This is a genomic window from Tabrizicola sp. YIM 78059 (assembly GCF_004959785.1).
Classification (GTDB): Bacteria; Pseudomonadota; Alphaproteobacteria; order Rhodobacterales; family Rhodobacteraceae; genus Tabrizicola; species Tabrizicola caldifontis.
The window spans coordinates 68,391-82,992 of record NZ_SJZH01000013.1 but is presented as its reverse complement, the minus strand read 5'-3'; the positions used below and the strand labels follow the sequence as shown (position 1 = coordinate 82,992).

The window sequence follows — 14,602 nt, the reverse complement described above, 5'->3', positions numbered from 1 at the left end:
TTCAGTTCCCGACAAGCCGGTAGCTGTTCACCGTGTCGCCGGCGTTGCGAATGGTGGCGGTGAAGAACCCGTTGCGCGCTGGGGTCAGGCGGCAGAGCAGCGGCTCATGGCTCGGGGGATAAACGCAGACCGTGGCGCCGTCTTCGTCTGCGATGGTCAGCGACAGCACGCCATCGCCGTCACCGATCAGCGCGATTTCGGCTGCAACTTCTCCGAACAGGGGCAGGCGCCAGTCCTGCGTCTGACCGGGGCCAAGGTTGGCGCGCGCCTCGACGGCCGTATGTGGCGCGGCCCGCGGCAACTGGGCATCGAGGTCATAGACCAGATCCTGCAAATCCGGATCGTCGATCGCCAGGTTGCGCGCGATGCTCAAGGCGGCCTCTCCACCCGGATCCGGCGCCGCCAGAGCACCCTGTGGGGCATCGGGCGCAATCTCGGGGGCGGGGGCCATTTCCCAGCCGGTCGCGGGGCGCAGGCTTACCCCCCGCGCAAGCCGGATCGCGGCGATCAGGGCCAGAACATCGCCATGCTGCATGGCATGGTCATGCAGGCGCTGCGCCAGCACCAGTTGCGCAGCACTGCCCGGTTCGCCCTGCGCAGCGGACGAGAGGTTCGGCCCCTCGGCAAGCGCAGGTTGGGCCAGAAGCAGAAGGACAGGAAAGAGGCGGCGCGGCATGGTCGCGACTGTCGCAAAGCGGGCGCACGGCGGCAAGGCGGGAACGCCGCCTGCCTGGAATTTTCAGGCACCAGGATGTCGGTTCGTGACAAGAAGATAGCCGCTTTCCATGTTCACCCTGCAATCACCGTGCCGAAATGGAGGGCATCCTCTGGCAGGTCAAAACCGCAGTGGAGCGGACCTTCCGACAAGATGTCCATGCAGATCGGGAAGCCCTCGGCATCGGTCACCTTCCAGACCAGCGCGCCCATGCCGTCGCCGAACGCTCCGACCTCGGCGCGCGCCTGCCCGGCGAAGGGAATCCGCCAGATATCATGCCTTGGCGGACCGATCCTCACGACGTGCCGGTTCGACCCGCCGATCCTGCCCCGCGTGGCTTCTGCCAAGGCGCCGCTGATCAGAACCGGCAAGAGGGGGCCATCGCCGGCAAGATCGCAGGCGAAAGTCTCGATGCTGCCCGTCCAGACTCCAGAGATCAATCAGCGAAAATTCGGCTTTCCAGGGGCGGCTCGCGTCTTGCGCGATCTCGTGCTGCTTTGCGGGTGGCAGTCGGGCAAAGACTGTCTGGGTGCCGTCGGCATCCTCGGTGGTGCGGTGCCAATCGGGGGCCTCCCGCAAAGCGACGGCCTGCGCAAGGTGGAAGACCACCACGACCGCAAGCGCGTCATCGGCAGCAAACGCATGGGCATGAAGCCGTGTCGCAAGGTCAACCGTCGCCACGGGGCCGGGCATGGCAGGGTCTTCGGCATGTGCCGGGGCAGGCAGCATGATCGGCATGGCTGCCGGAAGTGCAATGGCCAGCTGCGGGAAATCGGGCATCGAAACAGACTGCTTGGCAATGACACTGACGGCATGTTGCCGGGATCGGTTTGTCCCGGGTAGCGGCCGGGCAAGCCTCCTGCCCCTTCCGTCGCAGGGGACTTCGCGCTAGCAGGGCACAGGAGGCGCCCATGCAAAGCAAAGATATCCTCGACCGACTGATCGGCTTCGACACGGTAAGCGCGAAGCCCAACATGGCGCTGATGGGCTATGTGAAGGATCTGCTGGCCGGGGCGGGTGTGCCGGCCGTTCTGATCCCCGATGCCTTGGGCGGGAAGGCGAATCTTCATGCCACCGTGGGGCCAGAGGGAATGGGTGGCGTGATGCTGTCGGGTCATACCGACGTGGTCCCGGTCGAGGGTCAGGCGTGGACGCATCCGCCCTTCGCCCTGACCGAGGCCAACGGCCGGCTTTACGGGCGCGGCACTGCGGACATGAAGGGATTCGTTGCCTGCGCGGTAGAGGCGATGCTTCTGGCCGCGAAGCGCCCGCTGAAGGTGCCGCTGCATCTGGCCCTGTCATATGACGAGGAAATCGGCTGCATGGGCGTGCGCAGCCTGATCGACATGCTGGCGGCGGCGCCGGTGAAGCCCCGGTTCTGCATCGTGGGCGAGCCGACGGGGATGCAGGTCGCCACCGGCCACAAGGGCAAGGTCGCCCTGCGGGCTACTTGCACGGGGCGCGAGGGGCATTCGGCGCTGGCGCCGCTGGCCTTGAACGCGCTGCATCTGGCGGCGGATTTCCTGGGCGCGGTGCGGCGGGTGCAGGCCGAGGTGGCGGCGACGGGCCTGCGCGATGGCGACTATGACGTGCCCTACACGACCCTGCATGTCGGCAAGATGGCGGGTGGCGTGCAGGTGAACATCGTGCCGAACCAAGCCACACTGGATTTCGAGATCCGGTCTCTGGCGGGAGAGGACGTGGGCGCGCTGATTGCCCGGCTGGAGGCCGAGGCCGAAGCGATCGTCGCGCCCCTGCGGGCCGACTTCCCCGAGGCCGCGATCCGGATCGAGCGGCTTTGGGATTACCCCGGCCTCGGCACGCCCTCGGATGCGGCGGTGGTCAATTTCGTCAAGGGGCTGACCGGGGCGAACGGCACGATCAAGGTGGCCTTCGGCACCGAAGGCGGGCTTTTCGACCAGCGCCTTGGTATCCCCACGGTGATCTGCGGGCCCGGCTCGATGGCGCAGGGTCACAAGCCCGACGAATTCGTGACAATGGAACAGCTTGATCGCTGTCGGGCGATGCTGGGCACCCTGATCGGACGGCTTGAGGCGGGCATCTGACCCGAAACGGTCAGATGAGGCCCTCTTTCCTGAACAGCGCCTTCAGGTCAGTCTCTGGTCGGGCGCCGAAATGGCTGATGACCTCGGCGGCGGCGACACAGCCCATCCGGCCGGCCGTGGCCAGCGACTGCCCGGTGGCCAGGCCATAAAGGAAGCCGGCGGCGAACTGGTCGCCCGCGCCGGTTGCATCGACCGGCACCACGCGGTTGACCGGCACCACGGCTTCCTCATCCCCGCGCACAACGATGACATCGTGGCCGGACCTGGTGCAGACGACCAGCCCGGCATCTGCTGCGGCCTGTTCCAGGGCGGTGGACAGATCGGCCTGATACAGCGAACACCATTCGTGTTCGTTGCCGATCACATAATCCAGCGTCCTGACCAGGCGGCGAAAATCGTCGCGGTGGCGATCGACGCAGAACGGGTCGCTGAGTGCGATGCCGGCCTTGCCGCCGCCAGCGCGGCAAAGCTGCACCGCGCGTTCGAAGGCCTGCTTTCCCTTGGGCTTGTCATAAAGATAGCCTTCCAGGAACAGGATCTCGGCCCGGCCGGCCACCTCGTCCGACACATCCTCGGGGCCGAGTTCGGAGGAGATGCCGAGATAGGTGTTCATCGACCGCTCGCCGTCGGGGCTGACGAAGATCATGCTGCGCGAAGTGGGCAGTTCCCCGCCCGGCACGGGCGGGTTGACGAAATCCGTGCCCTCCTCGGCCATGGTGCGGGCGTAGAAACGGCCCAGGGCATCGTCGTGGACGCGGCCGATAAAGGCGGTGGTCAGGCCAAGGTTGCCAAGACCGGCCAGCGTGTTGGCCACCGACCCGCCGGGCGCCTGCTGGCGGTTGGTCATCGCGCCGTAAAGAAGTTCGCCCCTCTCGCGTTCGACCAGCTGCATGATGCCCTTCTGAATGCCCATCAGGTCCAGAAAACTGTCATCTGCAGAACAGAACACATCGACGATGGCGTTGCCGATGCCCACGACCTGATAGGTTTTCATTCAGTCTTTTCCTCGTATTGGCACCAGTCGCGGATCGGACAGATGCCGCATTTCGGCTTGCGCGCTGTGCAGATATACCGCCCGTGCAGGATCAGCCAGTGGTGGGCATGGGCCTGGTATTCGACCGGCACGTTGTCCTCGATCGCGCGTTCGACGGCCAATTCATCCTTTCCGGGGCAGATGCCTGTGCGGTTTCCGACTCGGAAGATATGCGTATCCACGGCCTGAGCGGGGTGGTGGAACCACATGTTCAGCACCACGTTCGCCGTCTTGCGGCCTACACCCGGCAATGTGGTCAGCGCCGCGCGCGAGGACGGCACCTCGCCGCCGAAGTTCTCGATCAGCAGGCGGGACAGGCGCATGATGTTCTTCGCCTTGTTCCGGTAAAGGCCGATCGTCTTGATGTGTTCGATCAGTCCCTCTTCGCCCAGGGCCAGCATCTTTTCCGGTGTGTCGGCGATCTGGAACAGCCGGCGCGTGGCCTTGTTCACACCCGCATCCGTCGCCTGTGCCGACAGGGCCACGGCGACCAGCAGGGTGAAGGCATTTACGTGTTCAAGCTCGCCCCTCGGATGGGGCTCGATCTCGGCGAAGCGCGCGAAGATCCGCTTCAGGGTGGCGTAGGGAAGCTGCTGGACCATGCGCCTGTTGCAGCACGAAAGCCGCCCCGCGACAAGCCGCAGGAATCGGGTCGCGGCGGCGGACAGGGGCGATTACATCGGAATGGCGCGTCGATGACTTCGTCACTTCTTGCCGACCCGGCCAGGAGAAGGCGCCGTCGCCGGAGGATCCGACCCGAGGAAGCCACATGACCGACCAGTCCCCCGCCTATCATTACCAGGTGATTGCCCGCGCGCTGCAGATCATTGACGCCGAAGGCCCCTGCCTGTCGCTGGAGATCCTGGCCGCACGGATGCAGATGAGCCCGTCGCATTTCCAGCGGGTCTTCAGCCAGTGGGTCGGGGTCAGCCCGAAACGATACCAGCAATACCTGACGCTGGGCCATGCCCGGCGGCTGCTGGCAGAGCGGCGCACGCTGCTTGGCACGGCGCTAGAGACCGGCCTTTCGGGCACCGGGCGGCTGCACGACCTGTTCCTGACCTGGGAGGCGATGTCGCCCGGCGATTATGCGAAGGGCGGCGAAGGGCTGGAAATTCGCTGGGGCCGGTTCGGCAGCCCCTTCGGCCCGGCCGTTGTGATGGCGACCGGCAGGGGCATCTGCGGGATGGCCTTTGCTGATGAAGGGGGCGAAGAGGCAGCGCTGAAGGATCTGGCCGTTCGCTGGCCTCGTGCCACATTCATCGAGGATCCGGCCGCGCTGGGCTCCCTGGTCGAGGGTGCGTTCGGGGGGCGTGCAACCGCGCTGCACCTGATCGGCGCGCCCTTCCAGATCAAGGTCTGGGAGGCGCTTCTGGCAATCCCGACAGGCCATGTGACCACTTATGCCGACATCGCAGGCGCGATCGGCCACCCTTCGTCCTACCGGGCCGTCGGCACGGCGGTCGGGCGCAACCCGATCTCGTTCCTGATCCCCTGCCATCGTGCGCTGCGGCGCGATGGCGGCCTTGGCGGATATCACTGGGGTCTGCCGCGCAAGCGCGCCATGCTGGCCTGGGAATCGGCACGCACGGGACTTTGATGGGCAAAACCCTGCCGAGCGGACGCAGGACTGTAAGTCTTCGCCGCAGGCTGATATAAGATCGCCTGAGCCCTGAACGGGCCCAGTAACGAGGCAGAGCACATGATGACGAAAACCCCACTGATCCTGGCCGTCGCCAGCACCTTGGCCCTGACGGCCTGCGTGGACCCGAACGCCTATCCTGATGACCCGAACGCCCGCCAGCGGCAGGGTGCGATCATCGGCGGTGTTACCGGCGCGATTGCAGGCGCGGCGGTTTCCTCGGACAGCGACCGTCTGAAGGGCGCGATCGTCGGTGGCGTGCTGGGCGCAGGCACCGGCGCGATCATTGGGGCCGACCTTGACCGTCAGGCCGCCGAGCTGCGCAGTTCGCTGAACTCGAACATTTCGGTGACCAACACGGGCGAATACCTGATCGTCAACATGCCGCAGGATCTGCTGTTCGCTGTGGACAGCGCCGCCGTGCGCCCCGACCTGCGCCGCGACCTGCAGGCCGTGTCGTCCAGCCTGCTGAAATACCCCAACAGCCGGATCGAGGTGATCGGCCATACCGACAACACCGGCGCCGCCGCCTACAACCAGGATCTTTCGCAGCGCCGTGCCGTCGCCGTGGCGAATATCCTGCGCGAGAACGGCGTTCCCGCATCGCGGATCGTTGCCATCGGCCGTGGCGAGGACCAGCCCATCGCCTCGAACCTGACACCGGAAGGCCGCGCCAAGAACCGCCGGGTCGAAATCATCATCCGCCCGACGCGCTGAGAGCGTCAGCCGCAAGGAACAGGGGCCGGATCGTCTCCGGCCCTTTTTTCGTTGCGCGGCACAGGCATTGGTCATAATTTCCGACCAATTGACGGATCGGAATATGCCGTTTCAGAAGGTAACACCCGAAAAGCTGTCGCAATCTGTCGTCCGGCAGATCGAGCAGCTGATCCTTCGCGGTATCCTTCGACCGGGGGAACGCCTTCCTTCGGAACGCGATCTGGCCGAAAAGCTGGATGTATCCCGCCCCTCGTTGCGCGATGCCATCAGCGAACTGGCAGAACGGGGCCTGTTGGTCAGCCGCGCGGGCTCTGGCGTCTTCGTGGCCGAGGTATTGGGTTCGGCCTTTTCCCCGGCGCTGATCCAGCTGTTTGCCACGCATGACGAGGCGGTCTTCGACTATATCGCCTTCCGTCGCGACATGGAGGGTCTTGCCGCCGAACGTGCCGCGCGTCTGGGATCCGAAACCGACCTGCGGCTGATCGACACGATCTTTCGCAAGATGGAGGCCGCGCATCAGAAGCGCGACCCTTCGGACGAGGCGCAGCTGGACGCCGAATTTCACATGTCGATCATTGAGGCCAGCCACAACGTGATCATGCTGCACATGTTGCGGTCGATGTTCGATCTGCTGCGGCAGGGGGTGTTCTATAACCGTCAGGTGATGTTCCGGAATCGGATGACGCGCGGCCAGCTTCTGGACCAGCACCGAGCGATGAACACGGCGATCCAGGCCCGCGATCCGGTGGCTGCGCGGGCTGCGGTCGAGGCGCATCTCAGCTTTGTCGAACAGGCCTATGTCGATCAGATGCGCGCGGAAAAGCACGAAACCATCGCGCGTCAGCGGCTGGAACACGAAGCAAGCCGGTAACGGGCTTTTTCTGGCCGTTCGGGGCTTGCGGGGGCATCCGAAGAAAGGCAGAACCGGCGGCCGTTCCGGGCCGCCGGTTCCTGATTTCGGTGGACTTTCCGATCAGTGCAGCCGCGCCGCGACCTGATCGATGGCCTCGTCGATCGACTTTGCCGCAGCATCCGCCGTCATCTGGCTGGCAAGCACGTCGCCAGCCGCAGCGACCGCCACGGAAATCGCCTGCTCGCGGACCTGACGGATCGCTGCCGCTTCCGCCGAGGCGATCTGTTCCGTCGCGGCGGCCATGCGCCGCGCAATCGATCGCTGAAGTTCGGCCTTTGCCTGTTCGGCCGCGGCCAAGGCTTCGTCGCGGGCCGAGGTCACGATCCGTTCGGCCTGTTCCTGCACTTCCTTCTGGCGGCGCTCGTAGGTCGCAAGGATCGACTTGGCCTCTTCGCGCAAGGCACGCGCCTCGTCGAGTTCGGCCTTGATGGCTGCGGCACGCGCATCAAGCATGCCGGTCAGCTTGGCCGGAACCTTCAGATAGACCAGCAGACCCACGAAGGCCAGAAAGCCAAGCAGCACCACGAAATCGGTGTTCTGCAGCGAAAAGAACGGGCCCGAGGCCGCCAGCGCGGGGCTGGCCAGTAGCGACAGAAGGAGGGAAAGGCGTGTCATCGTCTTATCCTTTCAGCCGCGCGGCCACGGCCTCGCTTACGGTCCTGGCATCTGCGGTCCCGCCAAGCGCGGCCACGAGTTCGGCCGCCGTATCGCGGGCCACTTCGGCAACCGCAGCGGCGGCACCGTCACGGATCGCAGCGATCGTCTTTTCCGACTCGGCCGTCTTCGCGGCAATCTCGGCATCGGCCCTGGCGGTTGCGGCGTCCAGATCCTTCTGGATCTCGGCCTTCGCCTGGGCGATGATCTTGGCCGCCTCGGCACGGGCATTGGCCAGCGCCTCGTTATAGGCCTTTTCGGCTGCCACTGCCTTCTGCTTCAGCTCTTCGGCTGCGGCAAGGTCGTTGGTGATCGTGCTCTTCCGGTCGGCCAGCACTGCGCCGATGCGGGGCAGGGCTACGCGCGAAAGAATGAGATAGATCACGACCAGCGTGACCAGAAGCCAGAAGATCTGGTTCGGCCAGGTAGAGAAGTCGAGCTGGGGCATCCCAGCCGCCTGTCCCGCCCCGCCATGTGCTTCGGTTGCCATGTCGTCTCTCCCAAATCCTTGGAACCAGGGCCAGGCGCCAGCCTGGCCCGGACATCAGGTTCGAAAGATCAGACGGCGAACATCAGCAGAAGAGCGATCAGGAACGAGAAGATCCCGAGAGCTTCCGCAAAGGCGATGCCGACGAAGAGGTTGGCCATCTGGCCGGGGGCGGCCGACGGGTTGCGCAGCGCGCCGGCCAGGAAGTTGCCGGCGATGTGGCCCACGCCGATACCGGCGCCGCCGAGGCCGATGGTGGCCAGACCGGCACCGATGTATTTGCCGAGCAGAGCGAGTTCGCCTTCCATGATGTCTCTCCTATGGATGGAATGCTGTTGATTGGTTGTCCAGACCCTAGTGGTGGGCGTCGCCAACGGCGTCGCGCAGATACACGCAGGTCAGAATGGTGAAGACATAGGCCTGAACGCTGGCAACCAGCAGTTCCAGCCCGTAGATCGCCACGATGGCGGCAATCGGCACGACCGAGGCGATCCCCATGGCGCCGGCGAAGCCGGCAAACACCTTGATCACGGCATGGCCAGCCATCAGGTTGCCGCCAAGACGGATCGAATGGCTGAGCGGACGCACGAAGTAGGAGATCAGTTCGATCACGGCCAGGATCGGCCGCAGCACCAGCGGCGCCGACGAGACCCAGAACATCGCAAGGAAACCGATCCCCTTCCGGTAAAAGCCCACCAGCGTGACCGTCAGGAAGACCAGCAGCGCCAGCACCGCCGTCACCGCAATGTGCGAGGTGGTGGTGAAAGACATCGGGATCAGACCCAGGATGTTAGACAGGAAGACGAACATGAACAACGTCATGATGTAGGGGAAGAATTTCAGCCCCTCGTGGCCAGCCACGTCCTCGACCATCTTGTGAATGAAGCCGTAGAACAGTTCGGCCACCGACTGCCCGCGCGACGGCACGATGGCCCTGCGACGGGTGGACAGGACCAGAAGCGCCGTCATCGCCAGGATCGCGATCGCCATCCAGAGCGTGACATTGGTCGGTGTGTACCATTCGATCGGGCCATCGCCGAACAGCGGCTTGACGATGAACTGATCCATCGGGTGGATCTGCAACCCGCCGCCGTGCCCTTCCGTCGCCATCCTCAGCTTCCTTCGTCCCTCGCGGCAGCGGCCGCGCTTTTCCGTCCCAATTCCTTCGCCGTGCCCAGCATCGTGCGGATGCCGGCGGCGAAGCCGAAGAGCGAGAAGACGATCAGGAAGATGGGCAGCGTGCCGGCCAGCACGTCGATCCCGTAACCGATGGCAGACCCCAGCACGATGCCGGTCGCCAGCTCGATCACCATCCTCCAGGCCACCTCGCCCTGCGAGAAACCCTTTGCCGTGGCAGAGTCCTCTGCCTTCGGCGCCCCCTTCACCTGTTCAAGCCGCGCCTCCAGCGCACGTAGCCGGTCGGGATCGGGATCGGACGCCATGACAAGACCCCTATACAGTCGGGCGGAACCTACGGATCGGGCGCGAGAGAGTCAAGCCGTAGGCATTTCTTGCAAGCTATTGACTAATATGGTTTTTTCTGCGCGCTTCTGGCAGGTGGCGGGTGCTGAGCACCCGCAGGCATATTCAACCCCGCGGTTGACGATTGCCGCCATGCGCGGGATAAGCGGCCCATGCATGATCGTCTGGATGCCGTCTTTGCCGCCCTTGCCGACCCGACCCGCCGGGCGATCCTGACGATGCTTCTGGAAGACGACATGGCCGTGACCGACGTTGCCGAACCCTTCGCGATGAGCCTGGCCGCCATCTCGAAGCACCTGAGCGTGCTGGCCGATGCCGGACTGATCAGCCGAGAAAGGCGCGGCCGGGTGATCTGGTGCAAGCTGGAACCCGACGCCCTGCGCGCCGCATCGGTCTGGATGCAGGGCTTCGGCCAGTTCGAGCCGGTGGACCTGGACGCCTTCGAGCGATTTCTGGAACGCGAACTTCAGGACGAGGCGGGCTGATCGCGCCAGACGGTCAGGGCAGGATTGCGGCAAGCGTTCCGCAATCTGAAACAGTCTGTCCAGGTCGCCCTGTCGCGCCGCCGCAAGGCCACCCGCAGTGCGCCACAGTCCTGCCCTGCTTGCCGGGGATCGTGGCTAAAGCGGAAAGGGACTGGCGGAAAATGAAGAAAACACTCGCGCTCCTGCAAAAGTTTGGCCTGCTTCGGCGCAAGACCGATGCAGAGGCACTTACCCAGTTCGAACGGCGCCTGAAGAAGGTCAACCGGGCAAGACTGGTGAACCAGCAGGGTCTGGGTGGCCCGGTGTTCAGAAGCCGACCGTCAGAGCCGGAAGCCTGAGCCCGGTCATCAGGTCGCGCAATTCCTGGCGCGCGGCGATGTTGGACAGGTTCAGCTGGTCGACGCCGGTATCCTTCAGGTCAAGCAGTGTCAGGCCACGCGGGAACAGCTCGCGGAAGATCACCCTTTCGGAAAAGCCTGGCAGCACACGAAAGCCGATGCGGCGCGAAAGATCCTCTAGCGCCGCGCCGACCTTTTTCTTGTTGTGCATCTGCTGGGCGCCCAGGCGGTTGCGCACCACGATCCAGTCGATCGGCTTCAGCCCGGCCTGTGCCCGCATCTGCCGCGCCGCCCAGACCATTTCGGCATAGATTGACGGCCCCCTGACCTTGCCGGTCATCGGATCTACGCGGGCCAGCAGATCGAAGTCCACGAAGCTGTCGTTCATCGGCGTGATCAGTGTATCGGCCAGGGTATGGGCCACCTGGCTTAACCGGGTGTGGCTACCGGGGCAGTCGATGACGATGAAATCCTTCTCGCCATGCATCGCCTCGATCGCACTGGCCAGGCGTTCGTCCTGGGCATTCTCGCCGTTCGTCACGGGAACAGCGGGCAGGTCGCGATAGTCGGGGGTGGGCAGGGCCAGGCCGGCCTGCGCCATGTAGGCGCGGCGGTTCTCGATATAGCGGCCGAAGGACCGCTGGCGCAGGTCAAGGTCCAGCGCGCCGACCCGGTGACCCAGGCGCGCCAGTGCCGTCGCCACATGCATGCAGGTGGTCGATTTGCCCGAACCGCCCTTTTCGTTTCCAACAACGATGATGTGCGCCATGGCCGCCCCTTCCGCTTGCCGGGCATCTCATATGCGCAGTCGCCGCGAGGGGGAAGACGGAAGGGAAGGTCGGGCCGGGAAATCAGGCAGGCCATCAGCCGGCCGGGTCGCCGCCAAGATCAGGGCGGCTGCGGTCGTCCCGATCACCTGCGTCATGCCGGAAGTAGATGCGCCCGTGATCGGACAGGCCGATCCGCACGGGAGATGCCGCGCAGGTCATGACCCCGACCCGTTCAAGGCCCAACAGGCCCTTGAGCGGGTGGCAACATGCCAGCCTGCCGGTCTGCCAAGGCACTGGCAATGCGGCCGCGCCCGCAAGCAAAAGGGCGCGCATCGCTGCGCGCCCCACAAGGCCTGCAAGGTGGCGGGTATCAGAACCCGAGGCCGGCGTATTTGTTCTTGAACTTCGACACGCGACCGCCGGTGTCCATCAGCTTGGCCTGCTGCCCGGTCCAGGCCGGGTGCGCCAGCGGGTCGATGTCCAGCGACATGGTGTCGCCTTCCTTGCCCCAGGTCGAACGGGTGGTGTAGGTCGTCCCGTCCGTCATCTTGATGGTGATCGTGTGGTAATCGGGGTGGATATCGGCTTTCATCGTCCCGGTCCTTATTCCGATTTCTCTTTGTAGTTCGCGACTTCCGCGATCCGGGCCGACTTGCCGCGGCGCGCGCGCAGATAATACAGCTTGGCGCGGCGGACACGGCCACGGCGGACGACCTCGATCGAGTCGATATTGGTCGAATAAAGGGGGAACACCCGCTCGACGCCTTCGCCGAACGAGATCTTGCGCACGGTGAACGAGGCACCCAGCGTCAGCCCACCCTTGCGCCCGATGCAGACGCCTTCATAGGCCTGCACGCGCGAACGCGAGCCTTCGGTCACCTTGTAGCCGACACGGATCGTGTCGCCGGCCTTGAAATCCGGGATCTTCTTGCCGAGCGCAGCGATCTGCTCGGCCTCAAGTTGCGCGATGAGGTTCATGCGCTTCGTCTCCATTTGCCTGCGGTGGATCCGCAGAGGTGATGCCGCGCCAGAGCTTCCGGTCTTCGCCCGGGTCCCCCCTGATGGCCAGAGAGCCCGCCGCAGGTGGCGCCTGCTTCTTGTGGGCCTTTTCCCTTGCGATGGCCCTGCGGAAGAAGGCAGGCAGGCAAAGGAAAAAGCGTCCGACGGGCGCATCGCCCCGGACCGAGCGCGTATAGGGGGAAGGCGCGGTCCGGTCAAGGGGGCGGCTGATCGGCGAAGGCAAAGCGATGCAGTCAGGATGGGGGAACCGGAAATGGCGAGGGCCGGCACAACGGGGCGATGTTGCCGCAAGTCATTGCATTCGCTGACTTGATCCTTCGATCCGCAGGATACCGGCCCGCCTGTCATGCGTCTTTCTTCCGGCTCTGCCCACGCAAGGGCAGCCTGCGGTCGGCCCGCCGTCACGAATCGGTGCCTGCCGGATCGTCAGCGCCATCCGCGGCGGGTCCGTCCGCCCGGCTGCCGCGCCTTGCCCACAGATCCGGCCGACGCTCTCGGGTCAGGCGCTCGGCCTCTGCCCGGCGCCAGCGGGCGATCTCGGCATGGTTTCCGGATTGCAGGACCGCCGGGATCTCGTGACCTTCCCAGACAGCCGGCCGGGTGTAATGCGGATGCTCCAGCAGGCCGTCGGAAAAGCTTTCTTCCTCGGTCGAGGCGGCATTGCCCAGAACGCCGGGCAAAAGCCGTACTGTGGCGTCCAGCACGGCCTGCGCGGCGATCTCGCCCCCGGTCAGGATGAAATCGCCAAGGCTGATCTCTTCCACCTGGTGGTGATCCAGCACGCGCTGGTCCACCCCTTCGAAACGGCCGCAAAGCAGGGTCACACCCGCACAGCCCGCCAGGCGCCGGGCCGCAGCCTGCGTGAAGGGGCGGCCACGCGGCGACAAATAGATCACCGGCCACCGCGCACGGTCGACAGGCGTGCCGATGCGGGCCTGGCGGATGGCCGCATCCACGACATCCGGGCGCAGGACCATGCCCGCACCGCCGCCTGCGGGCGTGTCGTCCACATTGCGGTGCCTACCCTGGCCGAAGGCCCGCAGGTCGATGGTCTCAAGCTGCCACAGCCCGAAATCCAGCGCCTTGCCGGTCAGAGACAGGCCAAGCGTGCCCGGGAATGCCTCGGGGAAGAGGGTGATGACCCTTGCCGTCCACGCCCCCGAAACCACCCGCGGCTCCTCCATCAGGTCGCGCGGTGTCAGGCTGGCGCGGATCGCCAGGCGACCGTGGCTTTTCGGGGTCTTGGGTTCGGACATGCGGCGGAATTACAGGCAAACGCCGTGGGGCGGAAGCCCCGACACTCAGGCAATGCGGGCAGAGGGTGCCGCCATCGCCCCGGCATGCGCCTCGGCCGGGGCGGCACCCGGTCTCAGCGCCGTCTCGACCGCTTGCGCCAGGGCGCGCAGACCGTCGCGCAGATCGGCGCGCAGGTGGGCAGGCAGATCAGACGCGGGGTCAGCGCCAAGATCCTGTTCAGCCGCCTCGCGCAGGCGCTCTGGCGTCGGAAAATCGGGGGCTCTGTCGGGAAAAGCTGCGATCAGTGCCACCGCACGCGGCAGGTAAAGCCGCAGCAGATCCGCGTTGCCATCGGCAATGGAAAAGGCCCGGCGCATGGAATCGGGCACCAGGCCCGGCGCAACGACCTCGGGCTCGGAGGCCCACACGACAAGGGCGCGGCGCAGGGCAGCATGGCTGCGGTCGGGTCTCGCAAGTGCGGCGGTCAGCGCCTTCAGCCGCAGCGCGGCGCCGGGCACCTGCATGACCCGGTTCACAAGGGCAGCCACCTCTGCATCGGGCGCAGTGTCCGGCAGGTTGAGCAGCGGCACGATGGCGGCTGCCGCCTGGGCTGCGGCACGGGGTGCCTGGGCGGCCTCTGCCTCGTCATCCAGGAAGATGCCCCGATCAGCCGCCTCGTACGCATTCCAGAGCATCCGGCAGAGCGGGAGCGCCATGAACGAGACCGCAAGCGGGAAGATCGGGTTCAAAACCGGCAGAAAGCCCGCAAGGGCGCCGATTCCGCGGCCGGTCGCCATGAGGATGACGACAAGCAGAACCTGCGACAGAACCTGGATCAGGGCCGAAAGCCAGGCCGCCGGCGTTGCCCATTCCTGCGCTGTCGAAGGCCACTGTTCAGGTCTGAGCATTATCAGCCAGACGACGAACATGGCCACGAAGGGGGCCACGGTCCCCCACCCGAACCCGCTGAGTCCGGCGAACAGTGGCCCGCTGTACAACAGCACTGCTGCAACTTTCAGCAGGCGAAGTCGGGTTGTCATCTCA

General features: G+C 65.4%; 22 protein-coding genes. 7 read left to right on the top strand and 15 right to left on the bottom strand.

Translation table 11 applies throughout. The features are described 5' to 3' along the window. Position 1: 1 nt before the first annotated feature. Together EZM81_RS15260 and EZM81_RS15255 are read right to left on the bottom strand one after the other, a co-directional pair. The gene (locus EZM81_RS15260; RefSeq protein ID WP_136646296.1) at positions 2-676 is read right to left on the bottom strand and encodes a hypothetical protein; all 675 of its coding nucleotides are present in this window, start codon (positions 674-676) and stop codon (positions 2-4) included. A gap of 113 nt (positions 677-789) precedes the next feature. Then, on the bottom strand, positions 790-1,155 hold the full coding sequence (locus tag EZM81_RS15255; RefSeq protein WP_169052388.1) for a hypothetical protein: 366 nt from the start codon (positions 1,153-1,155) through the stop codon (positions 790-792). 37 nt (positions 1,156-1,192) lie between these two features. Here EZM81_RS15255 and EZM81_RS15250 point away from each other — a divergent pair, with 37 nt between their 5' ends. After that, a complete protein-coding gene (locus tag EZM81_RS15250; RefSeq protein ID WP_136646294.1) occupies positions 1,193-1,558 on the top strand; it encodes a hypothetical protein in 366 nt (121 codons plus the stop codon). A 68-nt stretch (positions 1,559-1,626) separates the two neighbouring features. Next, entirely contained in the window at positions 1,627-2,781 is a 1,155-nt protein-coding gene (argE, locus tag EZM81_RS15245) for an acetylornithine deacetylase (RefSeq protein ID WP_136646293.1), read from the top strand. Positions 2,782-2,791: 10 nt separating this feature from the next. Here the strand turns inward: argE and EZM81_RS15240 are convergent, their stop codons facing one another. Continuing rightward, complete coding sequence (locus EZM81_RS15240; protein WP_135448286.1) at positions 2,792-3,775, bottom strand: adenosine kinase; 984 nt, start codon at positions 3,773-3,775, stop codon at positions 2,792-2,794. Next, on the bottom strand, positions 3,772-4,416 hold the full coding sequence (gene nth / locus EZM81_RS15235; RefSeq protein WP_135448288.1) for an endonuclease III: 645 nt from the start codon (positions 4,414-4,416) through the stop codon (positions 3,772-3,774). Before nth ends, EZM81_RS15240 begins: the two co-directional genes overlap by 4 nt. A gap of 167 nt (positions 4,417-4,583) precedes the next feature. Here nth and EZM81_RS15230 point away from each other — a divergent pair, with 167 nt between their 5' ends. From EZM81_RS15230 to EZM81_RS15220, 3 genes are all read left to right on the top strand, one after another. After that, positions 4,584-5,414, top strand: coding sequence for a methylated-DNA--[protein]-cysteine S-methyltransferase (locus tag EZM81_RS15230; RefSeq protein WP_136646292.1), 831 nt, complete (start codon positions 4,584-4,586; stop codon positions 5,412-5,414). 102 nt (positions 5,415-5,516) lie between these two features. Further along, entirely contained in the window at positions 5,517-6,173 is a 657-nt protein-coding gene (locus EZM81_RS15225) for an OmpA family protein (RefSeq protein ID WP_135448292.1), read from the top strand. A gap of 103 nt (positions 6,174-6,276) precedes the next feature. Further along, on the top strand, positions 6,277-7,044 hold the full coding sequence (locus EZM81_RS15220; protein ID WP_136646291.1) for an FCD domain-containing protein: 768 nt from the start codon (positions 6,277-6,279) through the stop codon (positions 7,042-7,044). Positions 7,045-7,146: 102 nt separating this feature from the next. Here EZM81_RS15220 and EZM81_RS15215 read toward each other — a convergent pair whose 3' ends face one another. The 5 genes from EZM81_RS15215 to EZM81_RS15195 all read right to left on the bottom strand — a co-directional run bounded on the left by EZM81_RS15215 (position 7,147) and on the right by EZM81_RS15195 (position 9,669). Next, positions 7,147-7,701 (bottom strand): F0F1 ATP synthase subunit B, encoded by a 555-nt coding sequence (locus tag EZM81_RS15215; RefSeq protein ID WP_136646290.1) that lies wholly within the window; start codon positions 7,699-7,701, stop codon positions 7,147-7,149. Between the two features lie 4 nt (positions 7,702-7,705). After that, positions 7,706-8,230 (bottom strand): F0F1 ATP synthase subunit B', encoded by a 525-nt coding sequence (locus EZM81_RS15210; RefSeq protein ID WP_135448298.1) that lies wholly within the window; start codon positions 8,228-8,230, stop codon positions 7,706-7,708. 68 nt (positions 8,231-8,298) lie between these two features. After that, the gene (locus EZM81_RS15205; RefSeq protein WP_135448301.1) at positions 8,299-8,535 is read right to left on the bottom strand and encodes a F0F1 ATP synthase subunit C; all 237 of its coding nucleotides are present in this window, start codon (positions 8,533-8,535) and stop codon (positions 8,299-8,301) included. Positions 8,536-8,581: 46 nt separating this feature from the next. Further along, a complete protein-coding gene (locus EZM81_RS15200) occupies positions 8,582-9,337 on the bottom strand; it encodes a F0F1 ATP synthase subunit A (protein ID WP_136646289.1) in 756 nt (251 codons plus the stop codon). Between the two features lie 2 nt (positions 9,338-9,339). Continuing rightward, on the bottom strand, positions 9,340-9,669 hold the full coding sequence (locus EZM81_RS15195) for an AtpZ/AtpI family protein (RefSeq protein ID WP_135448305.1): 330 nt from the start codon (positions 9,667-9,669) through the stop codon (positions 9,340-9,342). Positions 9,670-9,861: 192 nt separating this feature from the next. Here EZM81_RS15195 and EZM81_RS15190 point away from each other — a divergent pair, with 192 nt between their 5' ends. Next, on the top strand, positions 9,862-10,194 hold the full coding sequence (locus EZM81_RS15190; protein ID WP_135448307.1) for a metalloregulator ArsR/SmtB family transcription factor: 333 nt from the start codon (positions 9,862-9,864) through the stop codon (positions 10,192-10,194). Between the two features lie 161 nt (positions 10,195-10,355). Further along, complete coding sequence (locus tag EZM81_RS18340) at positions 10,356-10,532, top strand: hypothetical protein (RefSeq protein WP_167850914.1); 177 nt, start codon at positions 10,356-10,358, stop codon at positions 10,530-10,532. Here EZM81_RS18340 and EZM81_RS15185 read toward each other — a convergent pair. The 6 genes from EZM81_RS15185 to EZM81_RS15165 all read right to left on the bottom strand — a co-directional run bounded on the left by EZM81_RS15185 (position 10,501) and on the right by EZM81_RS15165 (position 14,598). After that, positions 10,501-11,301 carry a division plane positioning ATPase MipZ gene (locus EZM81_RS15185; protein ID WP_136646288.1) on the bottom strand — a complete coding sequence of 267 codons (801 nt, stop codon included), beginning with the start codon at positions 11,299-11,301 and terminating at the stop codon, positions 10,501-10,503. The two genes, EZM81_RS18340 and EZM81_RS15185, sit on opposite strands and share 32 nt — an antisense overlap. Before the next feature lie 94 nt (positions 11,302-11,395). Further along, positions 11,396-11,521 (bottom strand): hypothetical protein, encoded by a 126-nt coding sequence (locus EZM81_RS18685; RefSeq protein WP_256371629.1) that lies wholly within the window; start codon positions 11,519-11,521, stop codon positions 11,396-11,398. Between the two features lie 151 nt (positions 11,522-11,672). Next, positions 11,673-11,894, bottom strand: a complete 222-nt coding sequence (rpmE, locus tag EZM81_RS15180; RefSeq protein WP_135448311.1) for a 50S ribosomal protein L31 — start codon at positions 11,892-11,894, stop codon at positions 11,673-11,675. 11 nt (positions 11,895-11,905) lie between these two features. After that, positions 11,906-12,280: a 50S ribosomal protein L19 gene (gene rplS, locus EZM81_RS15175; protein ID WP_135448313.1), complete on the bottom strand. Its 375-nt coding sequence runs from the start codon at positions 12,278-12,280 to the stop codon at positions 11,906-11,908. A gap of 443 nt (positions 12,281-12,723) precedes the next feature. Further along, positions 12,724-13,578, bottom strand: coding sequence for a tRNA (guanosine(37)-N1)-methyltransferase TrmD (trmD, locus tag EZM81_RS15170; RefSeq protein ID WP_135448316.1), 855 nt, complete (start codon positions 13,576-13,578; stop codon positions 12,724-12,726). Positions 13,579-13,623: 45 nt separating this feature from the next. After that, positions 13,624-14,598, bottom strand: a complete 975-nt coding sequence (locus EZM81_RS15165) for a hypothetical protein (protein WP_136646287.1) — start codon at positions 14,596-14,598, stop codon at positions 13,624-13,626. Positions 14,599-14,602 lie beyond the last annotated feature (4 nt).

Bases quoted from the DNA above. Each gene is read 5' to 3' on its own strand.
- EZM81_RS15200 (WP_136646289.1), bottom strand. From the start codon at position 9,337: ATGGCGACGGAAGGGCACGGCGGCGGGTTGCAGATCCACCCGATGGAT.
- EZM81_RS15195 (WP_135448305.1), bottom strand. From the start codon at position 9,669: ATGGCGTCCGATCCCGATCCCGACCGGCTACGTGCGCTGGAGGCGCGG.
- EZM81_RS15240 (WP_135448286.1), bottom strand. From the start codon at position 3,775: ATGAAAACCTATCAGGTCGTGGGCATCGGCAACGCCATCGTCGATGTG.
- EZM81_RS15190 (WP_135448307.1), top strand. From the start codon at position 9,862: ATGCATGATCGTCTGGATGCCGTCTTTGCCGCCCTTGCCGACCCGACC.
- EZM81_RS15260 (WP_136646296.1), bottom strand. From the start codon at position 676: ATGCCGCGCCGCCTCTTTCCTGTCCTTCTGCTTCTGGCCCAACCTGCG.
- argE (WP_136646293.1), top strand. From the start codon at position 1,627: ATGCAAAGCAAAGATATCCTCGACCGACTGATCGGCTTCGACACGGTA.
- nth (WP_135448288.1), bottom strand. From the start codon at position 4,416: ATGGTCCAGCAGCTTCCCTACGCCACCCTGAAGCGGATCTTCGCGCGC.
- EZM81_RS15225 (WP_135448292.1), top strand. From the start codon at position 5,517: ATGATGACGAAAACCCCACTGATCCTGGCCGTCGCCAGCACCTTGGCC.
- EZM81_RS15230 (WP_136646292.1), top strand. From the start codon at position 4,584: ATGACCGACCAGTCCCCCGCCTATCATTACCAGGTGATTGCCCGCGCG.
- EZM81_RS15210 (WP_135448298.1), bottom strand. From the start codon at position 8,230: ATGGCAACCGAAGCACATGGCGGGGCGGGACAGGCGGCTGGGATGCCC.
- EZM81_RS15215 (WP_136646290.1), bottom strand. From the start codon at position 7,701: ATGACACGCCTTTCCCTCCTTCTGTCGCTACTGGCCAGCCCCGCGCTG.
- EZM81_RS18685 (WP_256371629.1), bottom strand. From the start codon at position 11,521: ATGACCTGCGCGGCATCTCCCGTGCGGATCGGCCTGTCCGATCACGGG.
- EZM81_RS15185 (WP_136646288.1), bottom strand. From the start codon at position 11,301: ATGGCGCACATCATCGTTGTTGGAAACGAAAAGGGCGGTTCGGGCAAA.
- rpmE (WP_135448311.1), bottom strand. From the start codon at position 11,894: ATGAAAGCCGATATCCACCCCGATTACCACACGATCACCATCAAGATG.
- EZM81_RS18340 (WP_167850914.1), top strand. From the start codon at position 10,356: ATGAAGAAAACACTCGCGCTCCTGCAAAAGTTTGGCCTGCTTCGGCGC.
- trmD (WP_135448316.1), bottom strand. From the start codon at position 13,578: ATGTCCGAACCCAAGACCCCGAAAAGCCACGGTCGCCTGGCGATCCGC.
- EZM81_RS15205 (WP_135448301.1), bottom strand. From the start codon at position 8,535: ATGGAAGGCGAACTCGCTCTGCTCGGCAAATACATCGGTGCCGGTCTG.
- rplS (WP_135448313.1), bottom strand. From the start codon at position 12,280: ATGAACCTCATCGCGCAACTTGAGGCCGAGCAGATCGCTGCGCTCGGC.
- EZM81_RS15165 (WP_136646287.1), bottom strand. From the start codon at position 14,598: ATGACAACCCGACTTCGCCTGCTGAAAGTTGCAGCAGTGCTGTTGTAC.
- EZM81_RS15220 (WP_136646291.1), top strand. From the start codon at position 6,277: ATGCCGTTTCAGAAGGTAACACCCGAAAAGCTGTCGCAATCTGTCGTC.